The sequence below is a fragment of the Litoreibacter ponti genome, assembly GCF_003054285.1.
Taxonomy (GTDB): domain Bacteria; phylum Pseudomonadota; class Alphaproteobacteria; order Rhodobacterales; family Rhodobacteraceae; genus Litoreibacter; species Litoreibacter ponti.
The window spans coordinates 75598-98054 of the sequence record NZ_QBKS01000001.1 but is presented as its reverse complement, the minus strand read 5'-3'; the positions used below and the strand labels follow the sequence as shown (position 1 = coordinate 98054).

General features: G+C 58.0%; 15 protein-coding genes and 1 pseudogene. 6 read left to right on the top strand and 10 right to left on the bottom strand.

Translation table 11 applies throughout. From position 1 onward, the window contains the following. Positions 1-29: 29 nt before the first annotated feature. The 4 genes from C8N43_RS00535 to C8N43_RS00520 are packed head-to-tail and all read left to right on the top strand — an operon-like array spanning position 30 to position 4167. Entirely contained in the window at positions 30-992 is a 963-nt protein-coding gene (locus C8N43_RS00535; RefSeq protein ID WP_107843756.1) for a Bug family tripartite tricarboxylate transporter substrate binding protein, read from the top strand. Between the two features lie 41 nt (positions 993-1033). Further along, entirely contained in the window at positions 1034-1465 is a 432-nt protein-coding gene (locus C8N43_RS00530) for a tripartite tricarboxylate transporter TctB family protein (RefSeq protein WP_245912859.1), read from the top strand. A gap of 3 nt (positions 1466-1468) precedes the next feature. After that, the gene (locus C8N43_RS00525) at positions 1469-2977 is read left to right on the top strand and encodes a tripartite tricarboxylate transporter permease (protein ID WP_107843754.1); all 1509 of its coding nucleotides are present in this window, start codon (positions 1469-1471) and stop codon (positions 2975-2977) included. Beyond that, a complete protein-coding gene (locus C8N43_RS00520; protein WP_107843753.1) occupies positions 2977-4167 on the top strand; it encodes a CaiB/BaiF CoA transferase family protein in 1191 nt (396 codons plus the stop codon). Before C8N43_RS00525 ends, C8N43_RS00520 begins: the two co-directional genes overlap by 1 nt. Positions 4168-4614: 447 nt before the next feature. Here C8N43_RS00520 and C8N43_RS00515 read toward each other — a convergent pair whose 3' ends face one another. From C8N43_RS00515 to C8N43_RS00465, 10 genes are all read right to left on the bottom strand, one after another. Further along, positions 4615-6804, bottom strand: a complete 2190-nt coding sequence (locus tag C8N43_RS00515; protein WP_107843752.1) for an NADP-dependent isocitrate dehydrogenase — start codon at positions 6802-6804, stop codon at positions 4615-4617. Positions 6805-7035: 231 nt separating this feature from the next. Next, positions 7036-7197 carry a hypothetical protein gene (locus tag C8N43_RS19515; RefSeq protein ID WP_158269880.1) on the bottom strand — a complete coding sequence of 54 codons (162 nt, stop codon included), beginning with the start codon at positions 7195-7197 and terminating at the stop codon, positions 7036-7038. Between the two features lie 223 nt (positions 7198-7420). Next, entirely contained in the window at positions 7421-8197 is a 777-nt protein-coding gene (locus C8N43_RS00505) for a hypothetical protein (RefSeq protein ID WP_146174136.1), read from the bottom strand. Then, positions 8163-9260 (bottom strand): hypothetical protein, encoded by a 1098-nt coding sequence (locus C8N43_RS00500; protein ID WP_107843749.1) that lies wholly within the window; start codon positions 9258-9260, stop codon positions 8163-8165. Before C8N43_RS00500 ends, C8N43_RS00505 begins: the two co-directional genes overlap by 35 nt. Then, positions 9257-10477, bottom strand: a complete 1221-nt coding sequence (locus C8N43_RS00495; protein ID WP_107843748.1) for a DUF4123 domain-containing protein — start codon at positions 10475-10477, stop codon at positions 9257-9259. Before C8N43_RS00495 ends, C8N43_RS00500 begins: the two co-directional genes overlap by 4 nt. A gap of 164 nt (positions 10478-10641) precedes the next feature. Beyond that, on the bottom strand, positions 10642-11259 hold the full coding sequence (locus C8N43_RS00490) for a hypothetical protein (protein ID WP_158269879.1): 618 nt from the start codon (positions 11257-11259) through the stop codon (positions 10642-10644). 8 nt (positions 11260-11267) lie between these two features. Next, the gene (locus tag C8N43_RS00485) at positions 11268-12107 is read right to left on the bottom strand and encodes a hypothetical protein (protein WP_107843746.1); all 840 of its coding nucleotides are present in this window, start codon (positions 12105-12107) and stop codon (positions 11268-11270) included. Further along, positions 12107-13042 (bottom strand): DUF4123 domain-containing protein, encoded by a 936-nt coding sequence (locus C8N43_RS00480; RefSeq protein WP_107843745.1) that lies wholly within the window; start codon positions 13040-13042, stop codon positions 12107-12109. Before C8N43_RS00480 ends, C8N43_RS00485 begins: the two co-directional genes overlap by 1 nt. 455 nt (positions 13043-13497) lie before the next feature. Then, the gene (locus C8N43_RS00470) at positions 13498-14064 is read right to left on the bottom strand and encodes a TetR/AcrR family transcriptional regulator (protein ID WP_107843744.1); all 567 of its coding nucleotides are present in this window, start codon (positions 14062-14064) and stop codon (positions 13498-13500) included. After that, positions 14061-14432 (bottom strand): hypothetical protein, encoded by a 372-nt coding sequence (locus C8N43_RS00465; protein ID WP_107843743.1) that lies wholly within the window; start codon positions 14430-14432, stop codon positions 14061-14063. The genes C8N43_RS00470 and C8N43_RS00465 overlap by 4 nt, the downstream gene beginning before the upstream one ends. A 155-nt stretch (positions 14433-14587) precedes the next feature. On the opposite strand from C8N43_RS00465, the pseudogene C8N43_RS19930 reads away from it, so the two are divergent. Then, positions 14588-15180, top strand: a pseudogene (locus tag C8N43_RS19930) (phosphopyruvate hydratase family protein). A 225-nt stretch (positions 15181-15405) separates the two neighbouring features. Then, positions 15406-22452 carry a Calx-beta domain-containing protein gene (locus C8N43_RS00455; protein ID WP_107843741.1) on the top strand — a complete coding sequence of 2349 codons (7047 nt, stop codon included), beginning with the start codon at positions 15406-15408 and terminating at the stop codon, positions 22450-22452. Positions 22453-22457: the final 5 nt, after the last annotated feature.

Sequence of the window (22457 nt, the reverse complement as noted above, 5' to 3'; positions counted from 1 at the left end):
ATGAGTGCCGGTGTCTTTGGGAGGACATCATGGAAAGACGTGACTTTATCAAAGCGGGCGTGTCTGCTTCTGCCGTTCTGGCCGCAGGCCCGGCCTTTGCAGAATGGGCGCCGCGCCGCCCGATCAATGCGATTTTGCCCTACTCTGCCGGTGGTGGCACGGATGCCCTGGCGCGTGCGGCGGCGGCCTCCGCCGATGGTATTTTGCCGGTTCCGTTGGTGATCGTGAACAAACCCGGCTCGTCCGGCATCACCGGCGCGACCGAGGCGGCAGCCGCACGGCCCGACGGTAATACGGTCATGGTCACATCGGCGGGGTCGTTCTTGCTGACGTCGATGTTGCGCGACACGGATGTGAACCCCTTCGACAGCTTCGAGATCATTGCCCAAATCGGCAATCTGACCCCGGCCGTCATCGTGCCCGCCAACAGCCCGTTCAAGACGGTGCAGGATCTGGTCGACGCGGCCAAGGCCAATCCCGGGTCACTGCGTTGGGCCCATAACGGACGCGGTGGTTTCCATCAGGTCTCAGGGCAGAGCTTCCTCAATCGCAATAACCTTGAAGCTCAGGACGTGCCCTTCAAGGGCGGCGGGCCTACGCGCGCGGCAGTCATCGGAGAGCAGGTCGACTTCGCCTTCGTCGGCATTCAGCAAGCCGCCGGATTCGAAAACGAATTGCGCGTCCTCGCGCTCGCCGCGCCAGAACGCGATCCGGTGCGCGATGATGTCCCGACGCTGGCGGAGCTTGGCTTTGACTATGTTGCGGTGTCCTCGCCGATTGTCTTCTTCGCGCCAAAAGGCACCGATCCCGAGATCGTAAGCGGCATGGAAGCCGCCCTGAAGGCGATCACCGAAACAGAGCAATTCGCAGCCTTGATGCTGGAGCGCGGAAACGTTCCCGCCTTCCTGAGCGGCGCGGACACTGAGGCGCGTTTGCGCCAGATGCAGCGAGAGACCCAACCGGTGATAGATGCGCTGAAGTCTCAGGGGTAGGCGTGTCGACGCAGGCCTCTCCCGCATCGCGTCCTGTCGGCGTGGCGCTGATCGCGATCGGGATCGGCGCCACCGTCACCAGCATGGGCATCGGGCTGGACCAATATGGACGCTGGGGCGCACGCTTCTTTCCGCTGGCTGGCTCGATCTCGTTGATCCTGTTGGGCATCGCCGAACTCTACGGGGCAAGACCATCCCAACCGTCGGACCGAAAGCACTTGCCCGCCATCTTGGCACTTTTGCTTCTGTCCGTGGCCTATGTCTGGTCGATATCCGCAGTTGGTTATCTGTTCAGTACCGCATTGGCCGCGCCACTGGTGCTTTACATCTTCGGTGTGCGCAACCGGATCGGGCTGTGTGCTGCGGCTGTTCTCTGTCCTGCTATCTATCACGCGGTGTTCTTCGTTGCCTTGGGTGTTTTCCCTCCTTTTGGCCGGTGGTTCGACCTGCTCGATGTACTTGGGGGATATTGACCCATGGACATCTTTGCAGGTCTTGCCACGGTTTTGAGCGATCCCGCTCTCTTGGGCTGGGTGTTTCTGGCCGCGATTGTTGGCATGATAGTGGGGGCCATTCCCGGTCTGACGGCCTCCGCCGCCATCGCGATGTTGCTACCACTGACCTTCTACATGGATCCGTTGCCCGCGCTGGCCTTTTTGTACGTGATCGGAAAATCGGGGCGGTATGGCGGCTCGATCGCCGCAATCCTGTTCAACACGCCCGGCACGGCCGCATCCGCGGCGACGCAACTCGACGGCTATCCGCTGGCACGTCAAGGCAAAGCGGGAAAGGCCATGAAGGTCGCCACCATCTCATCGGTGATCGGCGACTTTACCGGAGAGATCTTGCTGATCGTGGGCGTTGCATGGATCGCGTCCATTGCCTTGAAGCTTGGCCCACCAGAACTGTTTGCGGTCTATTTTGCGGCGTTCATCGTCATCGGGTCGGTGATTGGGAAATCCGTGACACGGGGCCTCGCCTCTGCGGCGCTTGGGGTTCTGGTCGCGATGATCGGGCTTGATCCGATCAGCTCGACCGAACGCTTCACCTTCGGCAGTTTTGATTTGACCAACGGCATTTCGCTTGTGCCATTGATGATAGGGATTTTCGTCCTCGGAGAGGTATTCACGCAAATCGAAGAGCGCGGCGTCAAGGCGGAGATGATGCCGACGGGCGAGAGCGATGCAGACCGCAATGGCCTCACCTGGGCCGAATACAGACCCTGTATGCCGCATGTCATTCGGTCGTCCTTCATTGGCGCCTTTATCGGGATGCTGCCCGGCCTCGGCTCGGCCATCGCAGCCTTTGTGGCGTATGGCGAAGGCAAGCGCCGCGCGAAAAACCCGGACAAATGGGGACAGGGCGCACTGGAAGGCGTAGCCGCGCCGGAGGCTGCTAACAACGCCGTCAGCGGTCCCTCCATGGCCCCCTTACTGACACTGGGCATCCCCGGCTCGACCATCGGCGCGATCCTGATCGGGGTGTTTCTGATCCACGGCATCCAGATCGGCCCAACGATGTTTCTGACAAGCCGCGATCTGGTGTTTTCGCTGTTTGCGTGCGGGCTGATCGGCATCGTCATGTATGGCGTGATCGGCTATTTCGGCGCGGCCTATGTGGGAAGGTTCATCACCCGAATTCCGACGCAGGTGCTCTATCCCATCATCTTTCTGACCTCCTTCGTCGCGGCCTACACGTCTCGGGGCAACCTGTTTGATGTCTATGTCATGGTGGCCGCGGGCTTTGCCGGGTGGGCTATGCGAAAGCTCGACTTCAATCCAGCGGCCTTCGTGATCTCCTTCGTGCTGGCAAGCGGCGCAGAGGAGACGTTCCGGCAGGCCCTTCTTCTGAGCGACAACGGCCTGATGATCTTCGTCACCCGCCCGATTGCGCTCGCGTTTCTGTTAATCGGCTTTGCGGCGCTCTTTGTGCGCATTCGCTCCGTCCATAAGCAGGCGCGATCCGTTGCGTTGAGGGACGCATAATGGTCGCGGCACTGCACGGGATACGCGTGATCGACTGGACCCATGTGCTCGCCGGTCCGGCATGTGCCTATTACCTGGGCCAGTTGGGTGCAGAGGTGATCAAGGTAGAGCGACCCGGACGTGGCGACGCGATGCGCCACAGGGGCGGCAGCGATCCGGTCCGCGCGTCCCAGGGCATGAGCACCGCGTTCCTCACCCAAAGCGCGGGCAAGAAAACCTTGGCCGTCGATCTGGAAACTCCGAGAGGCCGCGAGGTCTTTGAACGACTGCTCCGCTCTGCCGATGTTCTGGTTGAGAACCATCGCCCCGCCACACTTGAACGATTGAGCCTGACAGAGCGCCACACCCGCGACATCAACCCACGCCTGATCCACTGCGCCATGACAGGCTATGGGCGTGACAACGCAATGTCGGACTCCCCGGCCTATGACGTGAATATTCAAGCGATCAGCGGCTTGATGGCGCTGACGGGCACGCCAGAAACCGGCCCCATCCGCACAGGCGCGCCGATTATTGACTACGCCACAGGGTTGGCCGGAGCGTTAGGCGTCATGTCTGCGCTGATGTCACGAAACCACTGCGGTGAGGGCGCTTTTGTCGATGTGTCGATGTTGGAAACGGCCTTTGCCTTGATGAGCTCGACGATCACAGACTACCGCCTGACGGGCACGGAGCCGCAAGCACGCGGCAATGCTGCCAACAGCAGGTCACCGTCCTCAGGGATTTTCCCCTGCAAAGAGGGACACCTCAGCCTCGGCGTCAATGAAGAAGGGCAATTCCGTTCATTGGCAGAGGCGATTGGACGATCGGGTTGGCTGAGCGACCCGCGGTTCGCGACGCCCCAAGAGCGCGATAAGAACAAGAGCGCGCTCGTCAGCGACCTGACCGCTGTCTTGCTTGCCAAAACCGCACATGAATGGGAGGTCATTCTGCTCGAGGCGGGTGTCCCCTGCGCGCGTTTGCGCAGCTTGCCCGAGGCCCTTGATCTCAACCCCGCTAAAGATCGGGCCTTTTCAACCAGAGGCCCCGCCGGATTTGTCGGCTTGCCGTTCAAAGCCGAAACCTACGCGGCCAACTCAAAGCCACGCCCCCTCGGTGCAGACACACGGTCGCTTCTCTCCGAGCTGGCATTCGAGGCCGCAGAGGTCGACGCCATGCTGGCCGACGGCACGGTCGAGCAGGCAGAGTGACAGGGGACAAGCGGAGTTTTTGACGCCCCCAAAGCTAATTGAACGAATGTCTTCGCGGTCATTGTCGGAGTAATCTCGGTGTCGTCACTCCGGCACCGACCCGCTCGGTCAAGGGCGATCCTTTGCGAGCCATTGTCCACTATCGTCGATAATGCGGAGAAACCATTGAAGGAACCTTCAGCTGACGTCTGTATTGGCAGTTTCTGCAAACCCACACATCCGGGCTCATTCAAAATCTCCGTCATGTGGTCAGGTGGTGATGTGCGCCTTACTCGCACCGGCCACTCGCGCGCCCCCGAATCGTCAACGACGGATCGGATCACGATCAGAATTTTTATTGCGTGTCGATTCCCCGGGTGGGACATCATCTAGCCGGCGTCGGCCACCCCTGCTTTTAGAAGCTGAGCACCGTAGAGCGGTGCCCAGCTTGCTTCCCACGGGATAGCCTTAACTCAATATATTATTTAGCGTTTCAGACGGGCGCATCACCGCCGCGGTCTTGCTTGGATCGGTGCGATAATACCCGCCGAGATCGGCGGGCGGGCCTTGTACGGCTGCAAGTTCACTCAAGATTGCGTCTTCGTTGCTCGCCAGGGCCTCGGCAATCGGGGCAAAGTGAGCCGCAAGTTCTGCATCCTCGTTCTGCTCCTTCAAGGCCTCGGCCCAATATCGGGCGAACCAATAATGGCTGTCGCGGTTGTCCGGCTCACCGACCTTTCGGGAAGGCGACCGGCCATTGTCGAGGATGCCTTGCGTGGCGACCTCAACAGCCTTGCCCAGTACGCGGGCCTTCTCGTTTCCCTTCGCATCGGCGAGGAAGATCAGGCTTTCGCCGAGCGCACAGAACTCACCAAGGCTATCCCACCGCAAGTGGTTTTCCTTGTTGAGTTGCTGGACGTGTTTTGGTGCGGACCCGCCAGCACCTGTTTCGAAAAGGCCGCCGCCATTCATCAGCTTCACAATCGAAAGCATCTTGGCCGATGTTGCCAGTTCCAGAATGGGGAACAGATCCGTCAGGTAGTCCCGCAACACATTGCCCGAGACGGCGATTGTGTTCTCACCCTTGGTGATCGTCTCAAGCGAGGCGCGGGTGGCTTCGCGGGGGGCCATGATCTCGAACTTATCGGCCACGCCTTGCGCCTCGAGGATCGGTTTGACGTAAGCAATCAGTTCGGCGTCATGGGCGCGTTGTTCATTCAGCCAGAAGATCGCGCGGCAGCCCTCCGCCTTCTGACGCGAGATGGCGAGGTTGACCCAATCCTCGATAGGGGCCTTCCGGGTCGATGCAGAGCGCCAGATGTCACCGGCCTCCACCTCGTGCTGATGCAGTACAGTGCCGTCATCGAGGATCATCTTCACCGTCCCGGCCTCCGCGATCTCGAATGTCGTCGGGTGAGACCCGTACTCTTCCGCCTTCTGGGCCATCAGGCCGATATTCTGAACGGTCCCGGCAGTGGCGGGGTCCAGCTTGCCGTTCTTTTTGAAGAAGTTGATCGTCTCGTCATAGATCGGCGCGTAGGAATTGTCGGGGATAACGCAATTGGCGTCTGCTTCCTTGCCATCAGGCCCCCAGCCCTTGCCACCAGCGCGGATGAGCGCGGGCATTGAGGCGTCGATGATCACGTCAGAGGAGACGTGAAGGTTGGTGATCCCTTTGTCGCTGTCGACCATATACATCGGTGGACGCTCCGCCATACAGGCGTCGATGTCGGCCATGATCGCGGCGTTGCCTTTGACACGTTCCAGCAGATCGCCAAGGCCGGAATTCGGGTTCACCCCCAACTCTGCCATTGTGTCGCCGTGCTTGTCGAAGACCGGGGCGAGAAAGGCTTTGACCCCATGCCCGAACAGGATCGGGTCGGAGACCTTCATCATTGTGGCCTTGAGGTGCAAGGAGAAGAGAATGCCCTGCTCCTTGGTTTTTTCGATCTCGGCCGCGAGGAAGTCCTTCAACGCCGATACGCTCATGAACGTCGCATCAACGACCGTACCCGCAGGATATTCGATGCCGTCTTTGAGGACGGTCTCGCCAGTTGACGTCTCCAGAACAATTTTGGCCACAGCAGCCGTGCCAAGCGTCGCGGAGGTCTCGTTGGAGAAGAAATCATTGCCTTGCATTGAAGACACATGGGTCTTGCTGTCGGCAGACCAGTCGCCCATGCGGTGCGGGTTCTTTTGTGCGAAACTCTTGACAGCTTTAGCCGCCCTTCGGTCGGAGTTCCCCTCACGCAGGACCGGGTTTACGGCCGATCCCTTGATGCTGTCATACTTGGCGCGCACAGCCTTTTCGGCGTCGGTTTCCGGGGCCTCGGGATAGTCGGGCAGAGCGAACCCCTGAGACTGCAACTCTTTGATGGCGGACACCAGCTGTGGCACCGAGGCCGATATATTTGGCAGCTTGATCACATTCGCGTCTGCGGTTTTCACCAAACGGCCGAGCTCGGCCAGATCATCCGATTGCCGCTGATCTTCGCTCAGATGTTCGGGGAAGGTCGCGAGGATCCGCCCGGCAAGGCTGATGTCTTTTTTCCCTACGCTCACGCCCGCGGCCGCTGCAAATTTCTGAATGATTGGCAGAAACGACGCCGAGGCCAGCTCCGGTGCTTCGTCGACTTTGGTATAGATGATGTCGGACATGAGGTGCTCCCAATGGCTAGAGTTGCGCTCTCATACCCGAAGCCGTCCGGCTCGTCGACAGTATACCGTCGTATACGGTGAGAAAATTTGGGGGTCAAACCGGGGGTCAGAGCGGTGTCATCTTTTCGCTGCGGAAAACGACATGCGCGGTACAGCTAGTGAATTCCGGCACGGACAGTCAATAATAAGGCGGTCACAGATCTCTTGAGCAATCCAGTTACCGGCGACTCTTTATGCAGAATGGACACGCGCGCCGAAGCGGCGGTTGTAAAGCGTGCGGTACGCCTCGGCAGAGGCTGGAAGGTGAGCACGGACCGCTGTCACCAAGGCCTCGTTGGACGTTCCACGCATTGCCTCGATGATATCAAAGTGCTGGGCGATCAGGGGATCCATGTGCGCTGCGTCATCGTATTTCACAACCCGGATGGGCTGGGCCGCGCGAGCGTGATTACCTATCAACTCCGCAAGCCTTTAGGTTGCTACAACACGAATATGGAACCTCGTGGAATTCCAAATTCAACCAGAACACCGCCCATGAATCATGCCCTTTCAGCGCCTTCGCAAAGACGATGGATATATGAGAACTGACGGTGTTCGACCGTCGACCGGCCTCGCACTACGTGTCACACAGGGCATCTGCCGCTTTGGCAGCTAGCGCGTATTTCGTCTCATCTGGTAGAGCCGCCCATTCCCGGTTTCCGAAGACCTGGCGCACAGGCTTGACCAACGGGCTTGTCCAGCTTTTCCCGCCAGCGCGTGCTTTGGAGAAGACCGACAGAGCAAGAAGACATGTCTTGGGTATCGAGATGTCGATCTCCAGCATTGGCTGGTTACCTGATGGGGCGAAGATCGCGGCACCCAGACTGACTGCAAGGCCATCGGAGCGTTCCCAACGCGACAGCGGTATCCGTGTCACGCGCCCGCCGTCTGGCTCTCCTGCCAAGGCGGCGAAGGCTTCGTCGATCCTCCTGCCCCACTCCTTGGGACGTCTCGGGCTCTGGGCGAAATCCCTCACCTTGGAGAACCCTGATGCTTCGAGTGTCTGGACCACGGTTTCCGGATCGATGTCACGGGTCGGGCAAAACAGATCGGCCCGGACCAAAAGCCCGTTTTGAGACGCGACGACATAGCTTCCATTGATGCAGTCCAGCGAAAGCGCGCCACTGTCAAATGTGATGTCCGTATTGGTGCCTTCGCCGCCGAAGCCAGGGTTGTTTTCTTGCGGTAGAAACCCGAGATCAAGCGAGGTGTTCTGCTGCAATGCGTACAGGTTTGCGTAGGGCGAAAGCGAAAGACGCTCGCGCTCTGTCTGCGCCACCGCCCAGACCGAGAGCGCGGCAACGATTGCGATCGCTGCACTAAAAACCGCGCGCATCTGCCGCCATTCTTCCATGTTCGGCCCCGAGATACCTGCGGTCGCCCCCGTCGAAATAAAGCCGGTCAAATTGTGAGACCACCTCGATCGTGTAGGGGTAGCGATCAGCGGCTTCCGTTAGCCAGCCGGACCTGTCGTAGGCGACAATGAACCGGTCCGCGACCTGCGCATCTTTCTCGTAAGAGAATTTTGCGGCGGCGCGATAGCCCCTGACGAGCAAGCCGATTTCGGCAGGGTCGAATGGAATGATCCCGAAGATATCGCTATCAATCAGGTCGTACATGTACTCCTGCAACGTGTAGTTCTGCTCGTTATACAGGATCATATCGGTGCTCGCCGCCCGACGAGCGTCCCCGGTTTCTGCCCGCAGCGAAGCGATGATCCCGTCTTTGATCAATCCGTCACGGTCGACCTGAATATCCCTCATCTGACGAAACATCCGGTTGCCCGGCTGCACTTCGTCCCACCACATTATGAAGTTCCCCAGGCATGTCTCGAACTCGGCGATTTCCGCCTCGGTGCGTGGACGCCCGAATCTGCGGAAATGACGGACACAGAAATCGAAGATCGCGAAGATCTCGACAAAGACAACGGCGTTGCCTGCGATCAGTTTGTTCATCACCCCGGTGATCGCGTTCAGGTCGTGGCGGCCGGTCGTGTTCATGCCACGCCGTTCCTGCTCGTAGACCGTATTTCCATATCCGTGAACCAGGTCTGCCACCTCCCATCGCACGACGTTGGATGCAAAGGCCGCCGCGCCAACGAATGGGATCTGCACGCCGAGGCTTTCCAGCCATCGAAATCCAGCGGCATAAAGCCCGGAGATGCGCGCGATCCTGTCCAACTGTGCGTAGTAGCTACGAATCTGTCGCGCGGGCAGAGGATTGATGTAGCGCAGCATCGGATAGCGCTCGCCAAGATCAGCAGTCACGCCGTCATCCACGGGCAGCTGCAGCGCACGGATCACCCGCGCGGCGGTCGGCTCGTAGAACGGAATGCAGTCATGGCAGTTCTCGCATTCGGTCGAGGGCGGGGCTTGAGGGAATTCGCCGGCAAATTCCCAGCTGCTTCTCATGTTCATCGGGTCATCTCTTCAAAAAGGTTTTCCAAGAATTCGGCGACCTGCTGCAATGGGTCAGCGGGGCTTAAATGAGCGGCCTTAAGCTCTGTATAAAAGGGATTGGCGAGCCAGGCGACACCCAATGCCGCCCCAAGACCAATCGCGCAGCGCTGCACGTCGGCAGGACAGGATGATATCTTGGGGTCGAAGCTCAGGATCAACCCGGCAACCGAGTGCAGGTCTTGATCCGAAAGGTGGCCGAGTGTTTTCGGGGCGATTTGGCGAAGGATGGAGGGCACGTCTAAGCAGTGCAGCTTCCCGACCATCGCCTTGAGGGTTTCGATGGCTTGCACGGGCACATCGGTCTTGTCGTACAGCTCCTTGGCGGCATTCAATCGTTCTGCTTCGGATGCATGTTTGGCGTTGATGATCACCCGCAGGTCGTGATCAAAGCGAGGGTCCAGCCAGAAAGCCAGCCCAAGCGATCCGCACAGGACGGTCAATTTCGCAAGCCCGTGCTGCGTTCGCACGTTTATGCCCTTGGCATGGGCCGCGACGGCTTTGGCAAGATCGGTCCAGTTGTCCTGCGTCGGGGCACTCGCACGCCCCAACGGTATCACGTCGATATTTCGTGCAGCCATCCCCGCTCCGAGCGCTGCGTAGAACGCGGCCTCGCGGGTCTGCGCGAACATCGTCCGCTCCTTTGCCGTCAGCTCCGGCTGCAATGCACCGATCCGTCGGGTCATCGGCTGCGAAGGCCGCAGTGCCAAAACCGCGTCCTCCGCTGGCAGGGTCAGATAAATCTCGGTGACACCTTCCGCGGCAAACCAGGCCTTGCGGCGGGTGACATCATCATGAAGCTGAGAGAAGTATCGCTCCACGATGCTAGGCTCCCAGTAGCGCATGTAGAACCACTTGCCGTTCGTGTCTTTGACACGGTTGAAACGCCTCAAATGGCGCCGGATGCCGTCCAATCCGTTCTCTGCCCTGAAGACGACATGTGGCCCCTGATCCCACATGTGCCAAGGTGCGGACCCTTTGGTAAAGAGCTGCTTTGCCAGACGGCTTTCCGGCTCCAACTCCGCGATCCACGGGGCCTCGTCCGCGAGCTCGTCGAATGCGTTTCCCTGGAAAAGGCATTCGTGGGCGGCCCCAGACGCTTCCAAAATCTCGCGGCATCCCGGCAGGCGCGCCCCATCGAGCAAGAGATACAATTGCCCGCGACCTGCGCTAAACATCGGCTCAAGAAGCGCGTCCGGGACAGCTTTCGTAGGGTGTGATGTGATCTTGGGTGCGAGAGGGATAACTCCGGTGATCCGGTCACAGATAACCACTGGCACGCCGTCATGCGCGCGCGCAGCACGCTCTGCCTCGAAGCCGATCCATGGGTCGTCAATCCGCGTCACTTACGCTCGCCCACAACAGCCACAAACGATACAGAGCACGCCAGCAAGGCCGGGTTCAGGCTTTCGAACATCGCTCTAAGCTCTGGATCCGACGACGGGTTTTCGATTGAAAACTGGGTGATCTCAAAGCCAGGGAATGAAGTACGGCTATTCAACTGTGCAGCGACGCGCGCAAAGTCGATCTCGTCACACATGGAAAGCCCGGGCGCGCCTTTCGGAGCGCTTAATCCGACAGAGATGACCCCGTCGGCCAAGATGTCTTGCGCCATCGCCAAATTATCGAGCTCTAAATGTGCGATGAGGCCCCCAATGTCCGGCCCTGATGCGCCAAAGCGCACCAGCCAGGTTTCCGCCAGTTCTGGCAAGACCTGGCTCTCAGGCCACGACTGAAGGCGGATCGGTACGGCTTCAACAATTTGCGTATCGCATAATTCCACACCCAGGCTCAATGAATGGCTTTGTGACCAAGATAGGTCCGGCGCTAGGCGCGTTGCCCGATAGGCGTCACCATCGGCCTGTTCAAACTGCCATTGGGGAAGCTGATCCAACAGGCAGGATTCAAGCGCTTCGTCCGAAAGTGCGGCGATTGGAAAAAGGATCAAGGATGCGGCCAAGGAAAGGATCAATCGTACCATATCTGCTCAAAAATCAAGTTGTTATATCCTGTACGACGGTGGCTTGGGGCGATTTGCTGTCCGTTGTAAGTCACCCCACGCGTTTCCATCTCCACGAGAAGTCTATCTATGGTTTGTTCATCCCCGTCCAAGAGTGGACCAGTATAGAGAAAATTCCGGCAAGTGACCATTTCGGTCGTATCAGGTGCAAACTGTCCTGTGCCCGGACCGCTCCTTGCGACCGGGCGACCAAGAGAGTTGCCATAGGCGTTGGCGTTCGCCTCGTTGATCAAGGACGGGTGATCCGGGTCAAGCCCTTCGGCGACCCAATAGCCCCGGATATAGTCCCCGGAATCGCCGACATACGTATCGGACATCAGCCTGATGTAATACTTTTGCGAATGGTCACAGGGCAAAAACCGCTGGTTTCCTTCTAACGCTCTCTCCCGCACACGGTGTATCTGACAAAAGGTGCTCCGCGCATCGAGACTAATTTGTATTCGAGTATTCTGTGGGCTGGCCGATCGGATCAGGTTCCGATCCAGCTCTGCCGCAGTCGGCAAACGCGCGGCCCCATTGGTTGGATTGGTCGGATGTCCGCCCTGTACGCCGGACCCATTGATGTAGACGCTGATTTCGAGAGCATAGAATTTTGTACTATTGCTGGGCTGTGTCGGAAAATATTGAGCACTGCATTGAGCCACCTCGGGACTGCCTCCGCCCGGAACTAGCCCATTGCTTGCCGCGTATCTTTCGACCTCTTCTTCGAAAACAGGAAGATAGGAGTCGAACCGATCGTAGATCTCATCATCTTGCTGGTTAATTATGTCTCGGATCGATCCAGCCATTATTTGGATCCCTTGCGAAGTGCGTATTTCGACATTGACGTTGCAACGCTTTGTGCGCGAAGCGGATCACGAACCGGCAGACGCTCCCGGTACCGTTCGATCAGCACCTCTGGCGGGCACAGCAGCAAGGCGATTGCCGCATGCTCGATCGCCAAGGCGCCCTGAAATCCCGCAGTTTCGCAAAATCGGATGACCAAAAGCTGAAACTCTTGGCGCCCTTCCAGCCCGCGCCCGCTTTCATCCCAGACCCTGCCCGCTTCAATCCAAAATCCGTAGCGCGCCAGCGCGTCAAATACTTGATGATCAACATTGTTCGCAGGCTCCGACTTGGAAACACTCATTGTGCGAAGCACATCTCTATCGAACCAGTGTATTTTTCCACCGCGAGGGATCTTCCAGACCGAAGGTGTCCATTGAGTGTGCTGAAAATCGGCTACGACGTAGGTCATGAGCCGAGGATCCCAGAACCTGTACAGGTACCATTTTCGCGAAGCGTCTTGGATGCGGGTGTGCTTCCTAAGGTGGTGGCGCAATGCGTCGAGGCCGAAATCGCACTGCACCAAAACGTAGCCATCCCGGCCCCAACGATGCCACGGCACGTTCTTGTCCGGGTCCCTAACGAATAAGGATTGGCTGAATTTGCAATCTTGCTGGAGCTGAAAGAGCCAAGGCGCAGTTTCTTCGAAATCCCGGGCTGCCGAGTTGTTGAATAGACATCTGGCTCGCTCCCCGTGAAGCGCCAGGGCATCGGATAAACCGGGCAAAAGAGCGCCATCAAGGACCGCATAAACCGGTTCTGGTGCCGACCCGAACAGACGATCTTCCCAAAGATTCGGCGCCACGGATACACGCGAATCCAATTTAGCAAAAGGTGCGTTTGGCTCGATTTGCGAGAAGGGCCAAGCCGAAATTTCACTCGGAGCTGTTTGGAGCATTATCTAATCAAATTGGCCATCAATTCCCTGAGCGTATGTGTGAAAATCTTGCCTGTAAACCGCCAGTTAGGAAGGAAAGCGGATATGTGATCTTTGCAGCCGATGCCTGTTTTATGATCCAAATGTTGCGTGTTCATAGCAGCCGCACAGGCGCCTCTGCGCAAGAGGCGAAACGTAACTGTATAAGGCGCGCTCGATGGCGTCAGGGTTCCAAAGGCCGTCTTCATTCGCAAGAGTTAAAACGGATGCACGAAAGCCATGGTCGGTTATTGCATCGCCTGCGTAGCCCATGCGGCGCACCGCGGCGAAAGACAGATCCAATTCGTGCCCGCACCCGATGCGCGGTTTCGTAGCTGCCCCCTCCGAGCAATGATCCCGCCGACCGATCCGGACGCCCGCCTGACGGGACAGATTTCGCGAAAACTCAAGCTGCCAAAGAGCACCTAGTAGACGTCTCATTTGACCTCTTCCCCTGATAGTGCCTTCGTCAATGTTCGGTCGAAGAGATCAGCCAAGGCCCTTTGCCGCTTCGCCGATATGTCTGGGTTCAGCAATATGATGCCGCTGAAGGCCGCGTACTCGAGATATGCGAACTGATCGGCCGCGCCCGCATCAAGCCCGAAACGCGCCTTATAGAGTTGGCTCACCACCTCCAGTCGGACTGTGTCTGCCTGACGTATGACTTTTCGCACCGCTGGCAGTCGCCGCCCTAATTCCCGGATGCCAAGCTCCAACTTATAATCGATTTCCATGGCCGCCCGGGTCAGCGCCTCGCTTCGGTCTTTCGCAGGGTCATCCGCGTCAATGACAGCGGCGACGTCTTCCGTCTGGACTTTCAACCAGTGCTCGGCAAGTCCGGTCAGAAAACTCTCGTGGTCGTCGAAGTGATGGTAGAACGATCCTCGCGTCAGCCCCGCAGCTTTGCAGATCGCTTCCAGCTTGATCGCATCACAGCCCTTGCCGGACAGTTCCGAAAGGCCAAGCGTGATCCAATCCTTTTTGCTGAACCGAGGCTTCTTCATATTGCGAGCCCCGCCAGGCCCAATCCCGCCACCGGCAGAAAAAGCCAGCCTTGCGGCAAACGGGTATGTGCCTCGCCGAGCACGGCGACCAGACCAATGCCGACAACACAGAAGCCCAAGGCCAGCGCCGTCGCAGCGACGGCGTAGGCCGCCAGCCCGGTCATTGACGCAATCCCGAAGAACGCCGCCATGCAGGCGATGGCCACTGTCGTGAAATGCCAGCAGAGGTACTGCGTGTGTTTCACAACCGGCGCCAATTCCGTTGCCGCAACAAATGGTCGTGCAATCTCTCTCCCGCCGACGAAGACGTGAACGATTAGCCAGATGGCAGCAATCCCGCCAGCAGCCCCGAAAACGATATGATCCATGGTCGATTCTCCCGCCTTTCGAATTTTCATACCTTTTTGTATGCTCTACGACAAGGAAAACATACAAGAAGGTATTTTCGATAGCGGGAAAGGTGCGTGCGAAGACAAAGGGCTAATGGCCATGCTCAACGAAGGTCCTGTAGAGCGCCATCGACATGGGAATGAGGGAACTCGTGTGGTCCCACGGAATATATTATGGATCGCAAACACGTAATCATGGGGCAAGGCACCTCGCTCAGATCCGAGGAAACGCTCTCTTACTTTACAAACTGGTCCTCAATTACCCCGTCACCAGCATCAATAACGGAATGGGTGAGGACGGCTGGAGACTCTCGACTGAAAAGATCTACAGCAAGGGTCAGCTTGAGGGCGACGATCGTTTTGCAACCAATCCTGAGCATTTCGCGGATGGGATCGCCAAGGGCTGTGCGGTCGCATTGCTGGTCAAGCTCAACCAGATTGGCTCGCTGATCGAGACACAGAAGGCGTTCGACATATCGCACCGAGCGCAATTCACCAGTGTCATTTCGCACCGCCTTGGTCAGACCGAGATACAACACTCACAGACCTCACGACGGCCACCAATTGCGGGCAGATCAAGACCTCGTCGTTGCCCCGTTCTGACAGTCTGGCAAAAGACAGTCATTTTATCCGGATCGAGGGACCACTTTGCGAGACCGCGCAGTTTGTTGGCAGGTCAGAATGGCCATTCGCTGCAAGCGCCAACTCAACCAGGTCTCGCGCGTAAAAAATTCGTGTCCCTATGCACCCGAATTCAAAGTGAAATTTTAATCTGAGTTTTCACTGCGAATACGAATCCGTTGACTCAACGTCAGGATTCTGTGACCGTTAACTATTCGCAATTTGTTCGCGAGATGTAACTGGTGGGATCGGCTCGTATAGTTGGGGTCGATATAATTATTTAATTCAAAGTCTTGCCAGGTTCTCTCGCCTTGTTTTGGGGGTGAAGCCTTTGGCCAATCTTGACAACTCTGACCGCGTTGCCATCGGAACTCTGACTGAATTGGAAGGGACGGGTGCGGACGACATCCTGACCATTTCTGGCGCATTTCGGCTTGCGGGAACCAGTACCGGGTTGATCGATGGTGGTCTCGGCTTCGACACTTTGCGGATTTCCGGCTCCAATTTAACCGCAACAACGATTTCAGGTATCGAACAAACCGAGTTCGAAACCAATGGCACAACGACAATTGAAGCCGATCAGATTGCCAATCTTGGAACGATACTTCTGACCGGAAGCGCTTCGACGAGCGGCGGATTCCTAAGCCTTGTCGGCAATTCCGGAGATATCGCGGATTTTTCAGGACTGACTTTAACAGGCACCCAGACCCTGACCGTTCGCACCACAAGCGGCTTTTTCTCCGGCGACAACCTGACCGTGGATTTCTCGGGCGCGAATGTCTCCAGCACAGCGGGTATCGTTTTCAACGGTGGTGGCGCGAACGAGACGGTTACCGGGACAAGCGGCGACGATATCATTAACGGCAGCTCGGGCGATGACATCATTGATGGCGCTGGCGGGAATGACACGCTGAATGGCGGCTCTGGCAACAATGCTGTTTCTGGTGGTGCCGGAGATGACGAACTTATTTCGAGCACGACTGCGACCGGAACACTCGATGGTGGCGCTGAAAACGATACGATCAGAGTAACCGGCAGCTTTCAGAACGGCACGATCACCGGTGGCTCAGGCACAGATTCACTGTTCCTGATAAGCGCGAACCTGACTGGCACAACACTATCGGGCCTCGAGACAACCGTACTTGAGAACAATGGAACGCTGACGATTGGTGCGGAGCAAGTCATTAATCTAGGCGCAGTATCCCTAAGCGGATTTGCATCGACGAACGGCGCATTTTTCAGCCTTCTGGGCGCGTCTGGTGATACGGCTGATTTCTCCAATCTGACGATTGGGGATGGAGAGGAGGTCACAGTCCGCTCTAATTCCGGCTTCGGCACGAATGATGCTCTGACAGTAGACTTTTCCGGCACGACAGTTCTGGGCACCGGTTTCGTTGATTATGACGGCGGGAACGCGGACGAAACGATCACAGGCTCGACCGGTGACGATCAGATCACCGGTGCGGGTGGCAATGACGTCATCTCGGGCGGTTCTGGCGACGACGCTCTGGACGGCGGCTCTGGCAACAACACGATCACGGCTGGTTCCGGCAATGATACGATCAATTCCGCGGCCACGGCCACCGGCAGCATCGACGCGGGCGCCGATGAAGACACGATTACAATCAACAGCTCCTTCCAGAACAGCACTATTGACGGCGGAACCGGAACGGACACCCTGCGATTGACCAGTGCAAATCTTGCGGGCACGACCATTGCCGGAGTGGAAGCCACCGAATTTGCCGATAACGGCTTCATGACCGTTGATGCCGATCAGATTGCCAACCTCGGCTCTCTGAGCCTCACCGGCTTCGCGGCAACAAACGGAGGCTTCCTTCTTGTTTCCGGCGCCTCCGGCGAAACCGCTGATTTCAGCGGCCTGACCATCGGCGACGGTCAGGAATTGGACATCCGCGTAAGCAATTTCTTTGGGACCGGAGAAACGCTGACCTCGGACTTTTCTGCTGCGACAGTTCTTGGCACCGGCCTGATCGATTACAATGGCAGCAACGCGGACGAGACCGTCATCGGTTCTGGTGCAGGGGACGAAATCACAGCCGCCGGCGGAGATGACGTGATCTCCGGTGGCGCTGGCAACGACTTACTTGACGGCGGATCAGGCGACAATTCGGTCCTCGGTGGTGCCGGAAATGACGAGATCACATCGTTTTCGACTGCGACAGGCACTTTGGACGGTGGAGCCGATGACGACACGATCACAGTCAATGGCAGCTTCCAGAACAGCTCCATCGATGGCGGCACTGGCACCGACACATTACGCATTGGGGCGTCCTCGCTTGTCGGGACGACTATCGCGGGCATCGAGGCTACAGAGTTCACCAACAACAGTTTCAAAACGATTGATGCAGATCAGATCGCCAATCTTGGCACGACGATCCTGACCGGCAATGCGGCCACGTCCGGCGGCTTTCTGCTCCTGTCCGGCTCGTCCGGTGATACCGCCGATCTTGGGGCCTTCATCATCAATGATGGGCAAGAGCTTAATATTCGCACGTCCAATTTCTTTGGAACCAACGATCTTCTGACCGTCGACCTATCCGGCACGACTGTTCTTGGCACAGGCCTGATTGATCTAGATGGAAGCAGCGCAAACGAGACATTCATCGGATCCAACGCGGCCGACGAAATCAATGCCTTCGGAGGCGACGACATCGTGGCTGGCGGTGGCGGCGACGACATTCTCGATGGCGGTTCAGGTAACAATGATGTTTCGGGCGGTGCCGGGAACGACACGCTGAATACGACCGGCAGCTCCACGGGTACGCTCGACGGCGGCGCGGACGATGATACGATCTCTATCACGTCCAATTTCCAAAACAGCTCTATCGATGGTGGGACCGGAACGGACACGCTTCGCCTTTCAAGCGCCAGTCTCGTGGGTACGACCATCGCAGGGATTGAGGCTACAGAATTCACCAACAATGGCTTCATGACCATTGATGCCAGCCAGATCGGCAATCTCGGCACGCTCACCTTGACGGGCTCGGCAAGCTCCAATGGCGGCTTCCTCCTGCTATCAGGCAATTCAGGCGAGACCGCGGATTTCAGCGGCCTCGTGCTCGAAACCGGACAAGAGCTTGATATTCGATCCGGTAACTTCTTTTCGACGGGCGACGCACTCACCGTGGATTTCTCCGGTGCGACTGTGAATGGCACTGGCCTTATCGATTTCAACGGCAGCAATGCCGACGAGACGATCACCGGCACTGATGCGCGCGATGAAATCAGCGGAGCCTCTGGCGATGACATCATCAATGGCGGGGGTGGCGACGACCTGCTCGAAGGCGGCGCTGGCAACAATGAGGTCTTCGGCAACGACGGCGATGACACCCTGAACGCAACCTCGTCTTCGGGCATTCTCGACGGCGGAGCCGACGACGACACGATCAACGTCTTCTTCACCTTCCAGAACAGCTCAATCGTAGGCGGCACCGGCACCGATACGCTGACGCTACAAAGTGCGAATATCGTCGGCACGACAATCTCCGGGATCGAATCCACTCAGTTCCTTAACAATGGTTTCATGACGATGGATGGTGCCCAGGTCGCCAATCTGGGCGCGGTGACGATGTCGGGAAATGCAGTCACCAACGGAGCGTTCCTGTCCTTGCGCAATTACGACGGTCTGAACATCGATCTGTCGAACTTCACCCTGGGTGATAATCAGTTACTCGACGTGAGGACTTCAGGCGCGACCACGGACACGGTTCGCATCGATTTCTCCGGCATCACGACCGGCAACAACGTGACTTTGCGTTTCTTCGGCACTTCATCAACCGAAACGGTCGTGGCCTCCGACAGCTTCGATGATTTCGCGGGTCAATTCGGCGATACGATTTCCTACGAAACCGATACGGCTGGGGTGACCATCGACCTGCGCAACGACCAGGTGTCCGGCGGGATTGCACAGGGCGACGACATCACGGGCTTCGGCAATGCCATCGGCGGCTCGGGCGCTGACATCTTTGTCAGTGACACCGGCACCAACAACTTCGACGGCGGCGATGGCTCAGACATTGCGGTTTTCCAGGGCAACCGCGCCGATTACACGATCACGGTGAACGGCAATACCGCCGAGGTTGTCGACAATAACGGCTCGACCAATGGCTTCGATGCAACCGTGAACACGGTCGATGTCGAAACCTTGCGCTTTGCCGACGAGGATGTCGTTATCATCGAGCCGGATCTGCCACAGGTCTCTATCAGTGGCGCCCCAAGCCTGGATGAAGGCGACAGCGGAACCACGGACTTCACCTTCACGGTCACGCGCAACGGCAACATCACTAATCCAAGTACTGTGGATTTCGCGGTGTCCGGCGGCTCGGCCGATGCGGCAGACTTTGCAGGAGGTGTTCTGCCTTCTGGTACGGTCAGTTTCGCGGCAGGAGAGATGGAGCAGACCATCACCATTCAGGTTGCGGGCGATACTGAGATCAACGAGGGCAACGAGACTTTCGAAGTCACGCTCAGCAATGCGGTCGATTCAGAGATTGTCGGCGGCGGCACTGCCATTGGCACGATCCGCGACGATGATCCTCTTGATCGCTTCTTCGTAGATGACCCGGATGCCCAGCAGGAGGGCAACACAGGCGACACGACGACATTCACGTTCACGGTCACGCGAACGGGTGAGCTTTCCGGGACGAGCACGGTTGATTACAATTTCAACTTCGGCAGCGTGAATGCGGATGATTTCGTCGGCGGCGTCATCCCGGCAGGCGGGACACTGACATTCGCAGCGGGTGAAACCGAACAAACGGTCAGCGTCGATATCGCTGGCGACGTCATCGCGGAAAATGACGAAATCATCCGCATGAACCTTACCAATGCGACCGACGCGACGATTGCGGACAGCATTGGATTTGCAAGCGTCCTCAATGATGACAGCTTCGAGCCGACCCTCACCATTGCCGATGCAGGCACGCAGGACGAGGGCGACAGCGGAGCCACAACATATAACTTCGTGGTTACGCGCACAGGCGACCTCAGCAATCCGACGACGGTTGATTTCGATTTCAACTTTGGCTCCGTCAACGCGGCGGACTTTGTGGGCGGTACGCTTCCCGCGCCTGGCACGCTCACTTTTGGCGCGGGCGTCAGTGAACAGACGATCTCTGTTCAGATCGCAGGCGATACCGAGGTCGAGAGCAACGAGGTCATCCGCGTCAATCTGAGCAACGCCAACAATGGCCAAATCGCGGACTCAGTGGCATTCGGCTTTGTGACCAATGACGACACACCGCCGCCAACAATCTCGATTGCCGCCGCCGCTGATCAGAATGAGGGCGATGCGGGGACAACCGATTACACCTTCACTCTGACGCGGAGTGGCGATCTGACGGGCACCAGCAGCGTCGACTTCGCCGCCGTTGGCGGAACTGTGAACGCGGATGACTTTGTGGGTGGTGTCCTTCCATCCGGGACGCTCACCTTCGCCGCAGGCGAAAGCACCGCCGACATCACTGTGCAGATCGCCGGTGACACGGATGTGGAGGCCAATGAATCCATTCGTCTTGTGATTAGCAACCCGACCGACGCCACACTCATCAATACCGTGGCCTTCGGTGGTGTCTTGAACGACGACACACCGCCTCCTGCCCTCAGCCTCGGAAACGCGACCAGTGCCAATGAGGGCAACACGGGCACAACGGATTTCGTCTTCGAGGTCACACGCACCGGTGACCTGTCCGAGGCCAGCAGCGCGACCTTCGCCGTCCAAGCGACAGGCGGCGTATCTGCTGATGACTTTGTGGGCGGCGTGCTTCCAACCGGCACGGTCAGCTTCGCCGCAGGCGAAAGCACAGCCGACATAATCATCCAGGTGGCAGGCGATACGGATTTCGAGGCGGACGAGCAGATCATTCTGCGTCTTTCCGACCCTCTCGGGGCGGTCCTGAGCGATGACACCGGCGTGGCCACTATCCTGAACGACGATGCGGCGCCACTGCCCACGATATCGATCTCCGATGCTCCCGCATTTGACGAAGGCGACACAGGCTCGACGGATGTGACCTTCACGCTGACACGCGGCGGCGATCTTTCGCAGGCCAGTAGTGTGGATTTCAGCGTCTCGGGCGGCGTCAACGGTGATGATTTCGTCGGTGGCATACTGCCCTCGGGCACCGTGACCTTTGCGGTGGGCGAAAGCACGGCATCAATCACGGTCTCCGTGGCAGGCGACACCGACATTGAAGGTGCCGAGTCGCTTGCTGTGGTCTTGTCCAACCCGACCAACGCGGTGATCATCGACGACACCGGATCGACGATCGTACAAAACGATGACGTCCCACCGCCCGTGCTGTCCATTGCTCCTGCGGCGACACAGGACGAAGGCGATGCTGGAGCAACCACATTCACGTTCACCGTCGCGCGCACGGGCAGCCTCTCAGAGGCCAGCTCTGTCGATTTTGCGGCGTCCGGCGGCACTGTGGATGCGGCGGATTTCGTGGGTGGCGTCCTTCCATCCGGAACGTTGACATTTGCACCAGGCCAATCCGAGGCCACAATTTCGGTGGATATTGCCGGCGACACGGATGTTGAGGCCGACGAGCAAATCTCGATCCTTCTCAGCAATGCAACCGGCGCGACCATCCTGAACGGCGTTGGCACAGCCACGGTGGCCAATGACGATGTAGTAGTCGTTCCCCCGCCGACCCTGTCGATTTCCGATGCGGATACTCAATCCGAAGGTGATGCTGGGGCCACGACATTCACCTTTACTGTCACACGCTCCGGTGACCTGTCGGACGCAAGCAGTGTCACCTTCGGCGCCGTCGATGGCACGGTGAATGCAGATGATTTCGTCGGCGGCGTTCTTCCCGCGGGAGTTCTTGCCTTTGGCGAGGGTCAATCAGAAGCCACGATCACCGTTTCGATTGCTGGTGACACCGATGTCGAAGCGGACGAGATCATCCGCCTGGAGCTCCTTTCCGCTGAGAATGCCACCATTCTCGACCGGGCTGGGGTCGCCACGGTCACAAACGATGATGTGGCGGCCAAGCCTGAAATCGTGGGGACCGAGGGCCGCGACTTCTTGCGCGGGACCGATGACGGCGAGATCATTCGCAGTCTTGGTGGCAGCTATGATCGGATGATCGGCGGTGGCGGCGAGGATGAATTTGTCTTCGGTGCCGAAACCAACAACGGCATCCGTGAGCGTGATGTGATCATGGACTATGAGGTCGGTGTCGACAGCATTGTTCTCGAAGCGGGAACGACCATTGGATCGATCCGTGAAACCTCGTCTCAAGTTGTCATTTTCCTCGACGGAGATCGGGATGCAATCTATGTTCGAGGGGATGGTGTCACCGCTGATAATCTTACCATTTTGTCTGCAGATGCCTTTGAATTTGTATGAGTATT

Bases quoted from the DNA above. Each gene is read 5' to 3' on its own strand.
- C8N43_RS00535 (WP_107843756.1), top strand. From the start codon at position 30: ATGGAAAGACGTGACTTTATCAAAGCGGGCGTGTCTGCTTCTGCCGTT.
- C8N43_RS00525 (WP_107843754.1), top strand. From the start codon at position 1,469: ATGGACATCTTTGCAGGTCTTGCCACGGTTTTGAGCGATCCCGCTCTC.
- C8N43_RS00520 (WP_107843753.1), top strand. From the start codon at position 2,977: ATGGTCGCGGCACTGCACGGGATACGCGTGATCGACTGGACCCATGTG.
- C8N43_RS00515 (WP_107843752.1), bottom strand. From the start codon at position 6,804: ATGTCCGACATCATCTATACCAAAGTCGACGAAGCACCGGAGCTGGCC.
- C8N43_RS19515 (WP_158269880.1), bottom strand. From the start codon at position 7,197: ATGGATCCCCTGATCGCCCAGCACTTTGATATCATCGAGGCAATGCGT.
- C8N43_RS00505 (WP_146174136.1), bottom strand. From the start codon at position 8,197: ATGGAAGAATGGCGGCAGATGCGCGCGGTTTTTAGTGCAGCGATCGCA.
- C8N43_RS00500 (WP_107843749.1), bottom strand. From the start codon at position 9,260: ATGAACATGAGAAGCAGCTGGGAATTTGCCGGCGAATTCCCTCAAGCC.
- C8N43_RS00495 (WP_107843748.1), bottom strand. From the start codon at position 10,477: ATGTTTAGCGCAGGTCGCGGGCAATTGTATCTCTTGCTCGATGGGGCG.
- C8N43_RS00485 (WP_107843746.1), bottom strand. From the start codon at position 12,107: ATGGCTGGATCGATCCGAGACATAATTAACCAGCAAGATGATGAGATC.
- C8N43_RS00480 (WP_107843745.1), bottom strand. From the start codon at position 13,042: ATGCTCCAAACAGCTCCGAGTGAAATTTCGGCTTGGCCCTTCTCGCAA.
- C8N43_RS00470 (WP_107843744.1), bottom strand. From the start codon at position 14,064: ATGAAGAAGCCTCGGTTCAGCAAAAAGGATTGGATCACGCTTGGCCTT.
- C8N43_RS00465 (WP_107843743.1), bottom strand. From the start codon at position 14,432: ATGGATCATATCGTTTTCGGGGCTGCTGGCGGGATTGCTGCCATCTGG.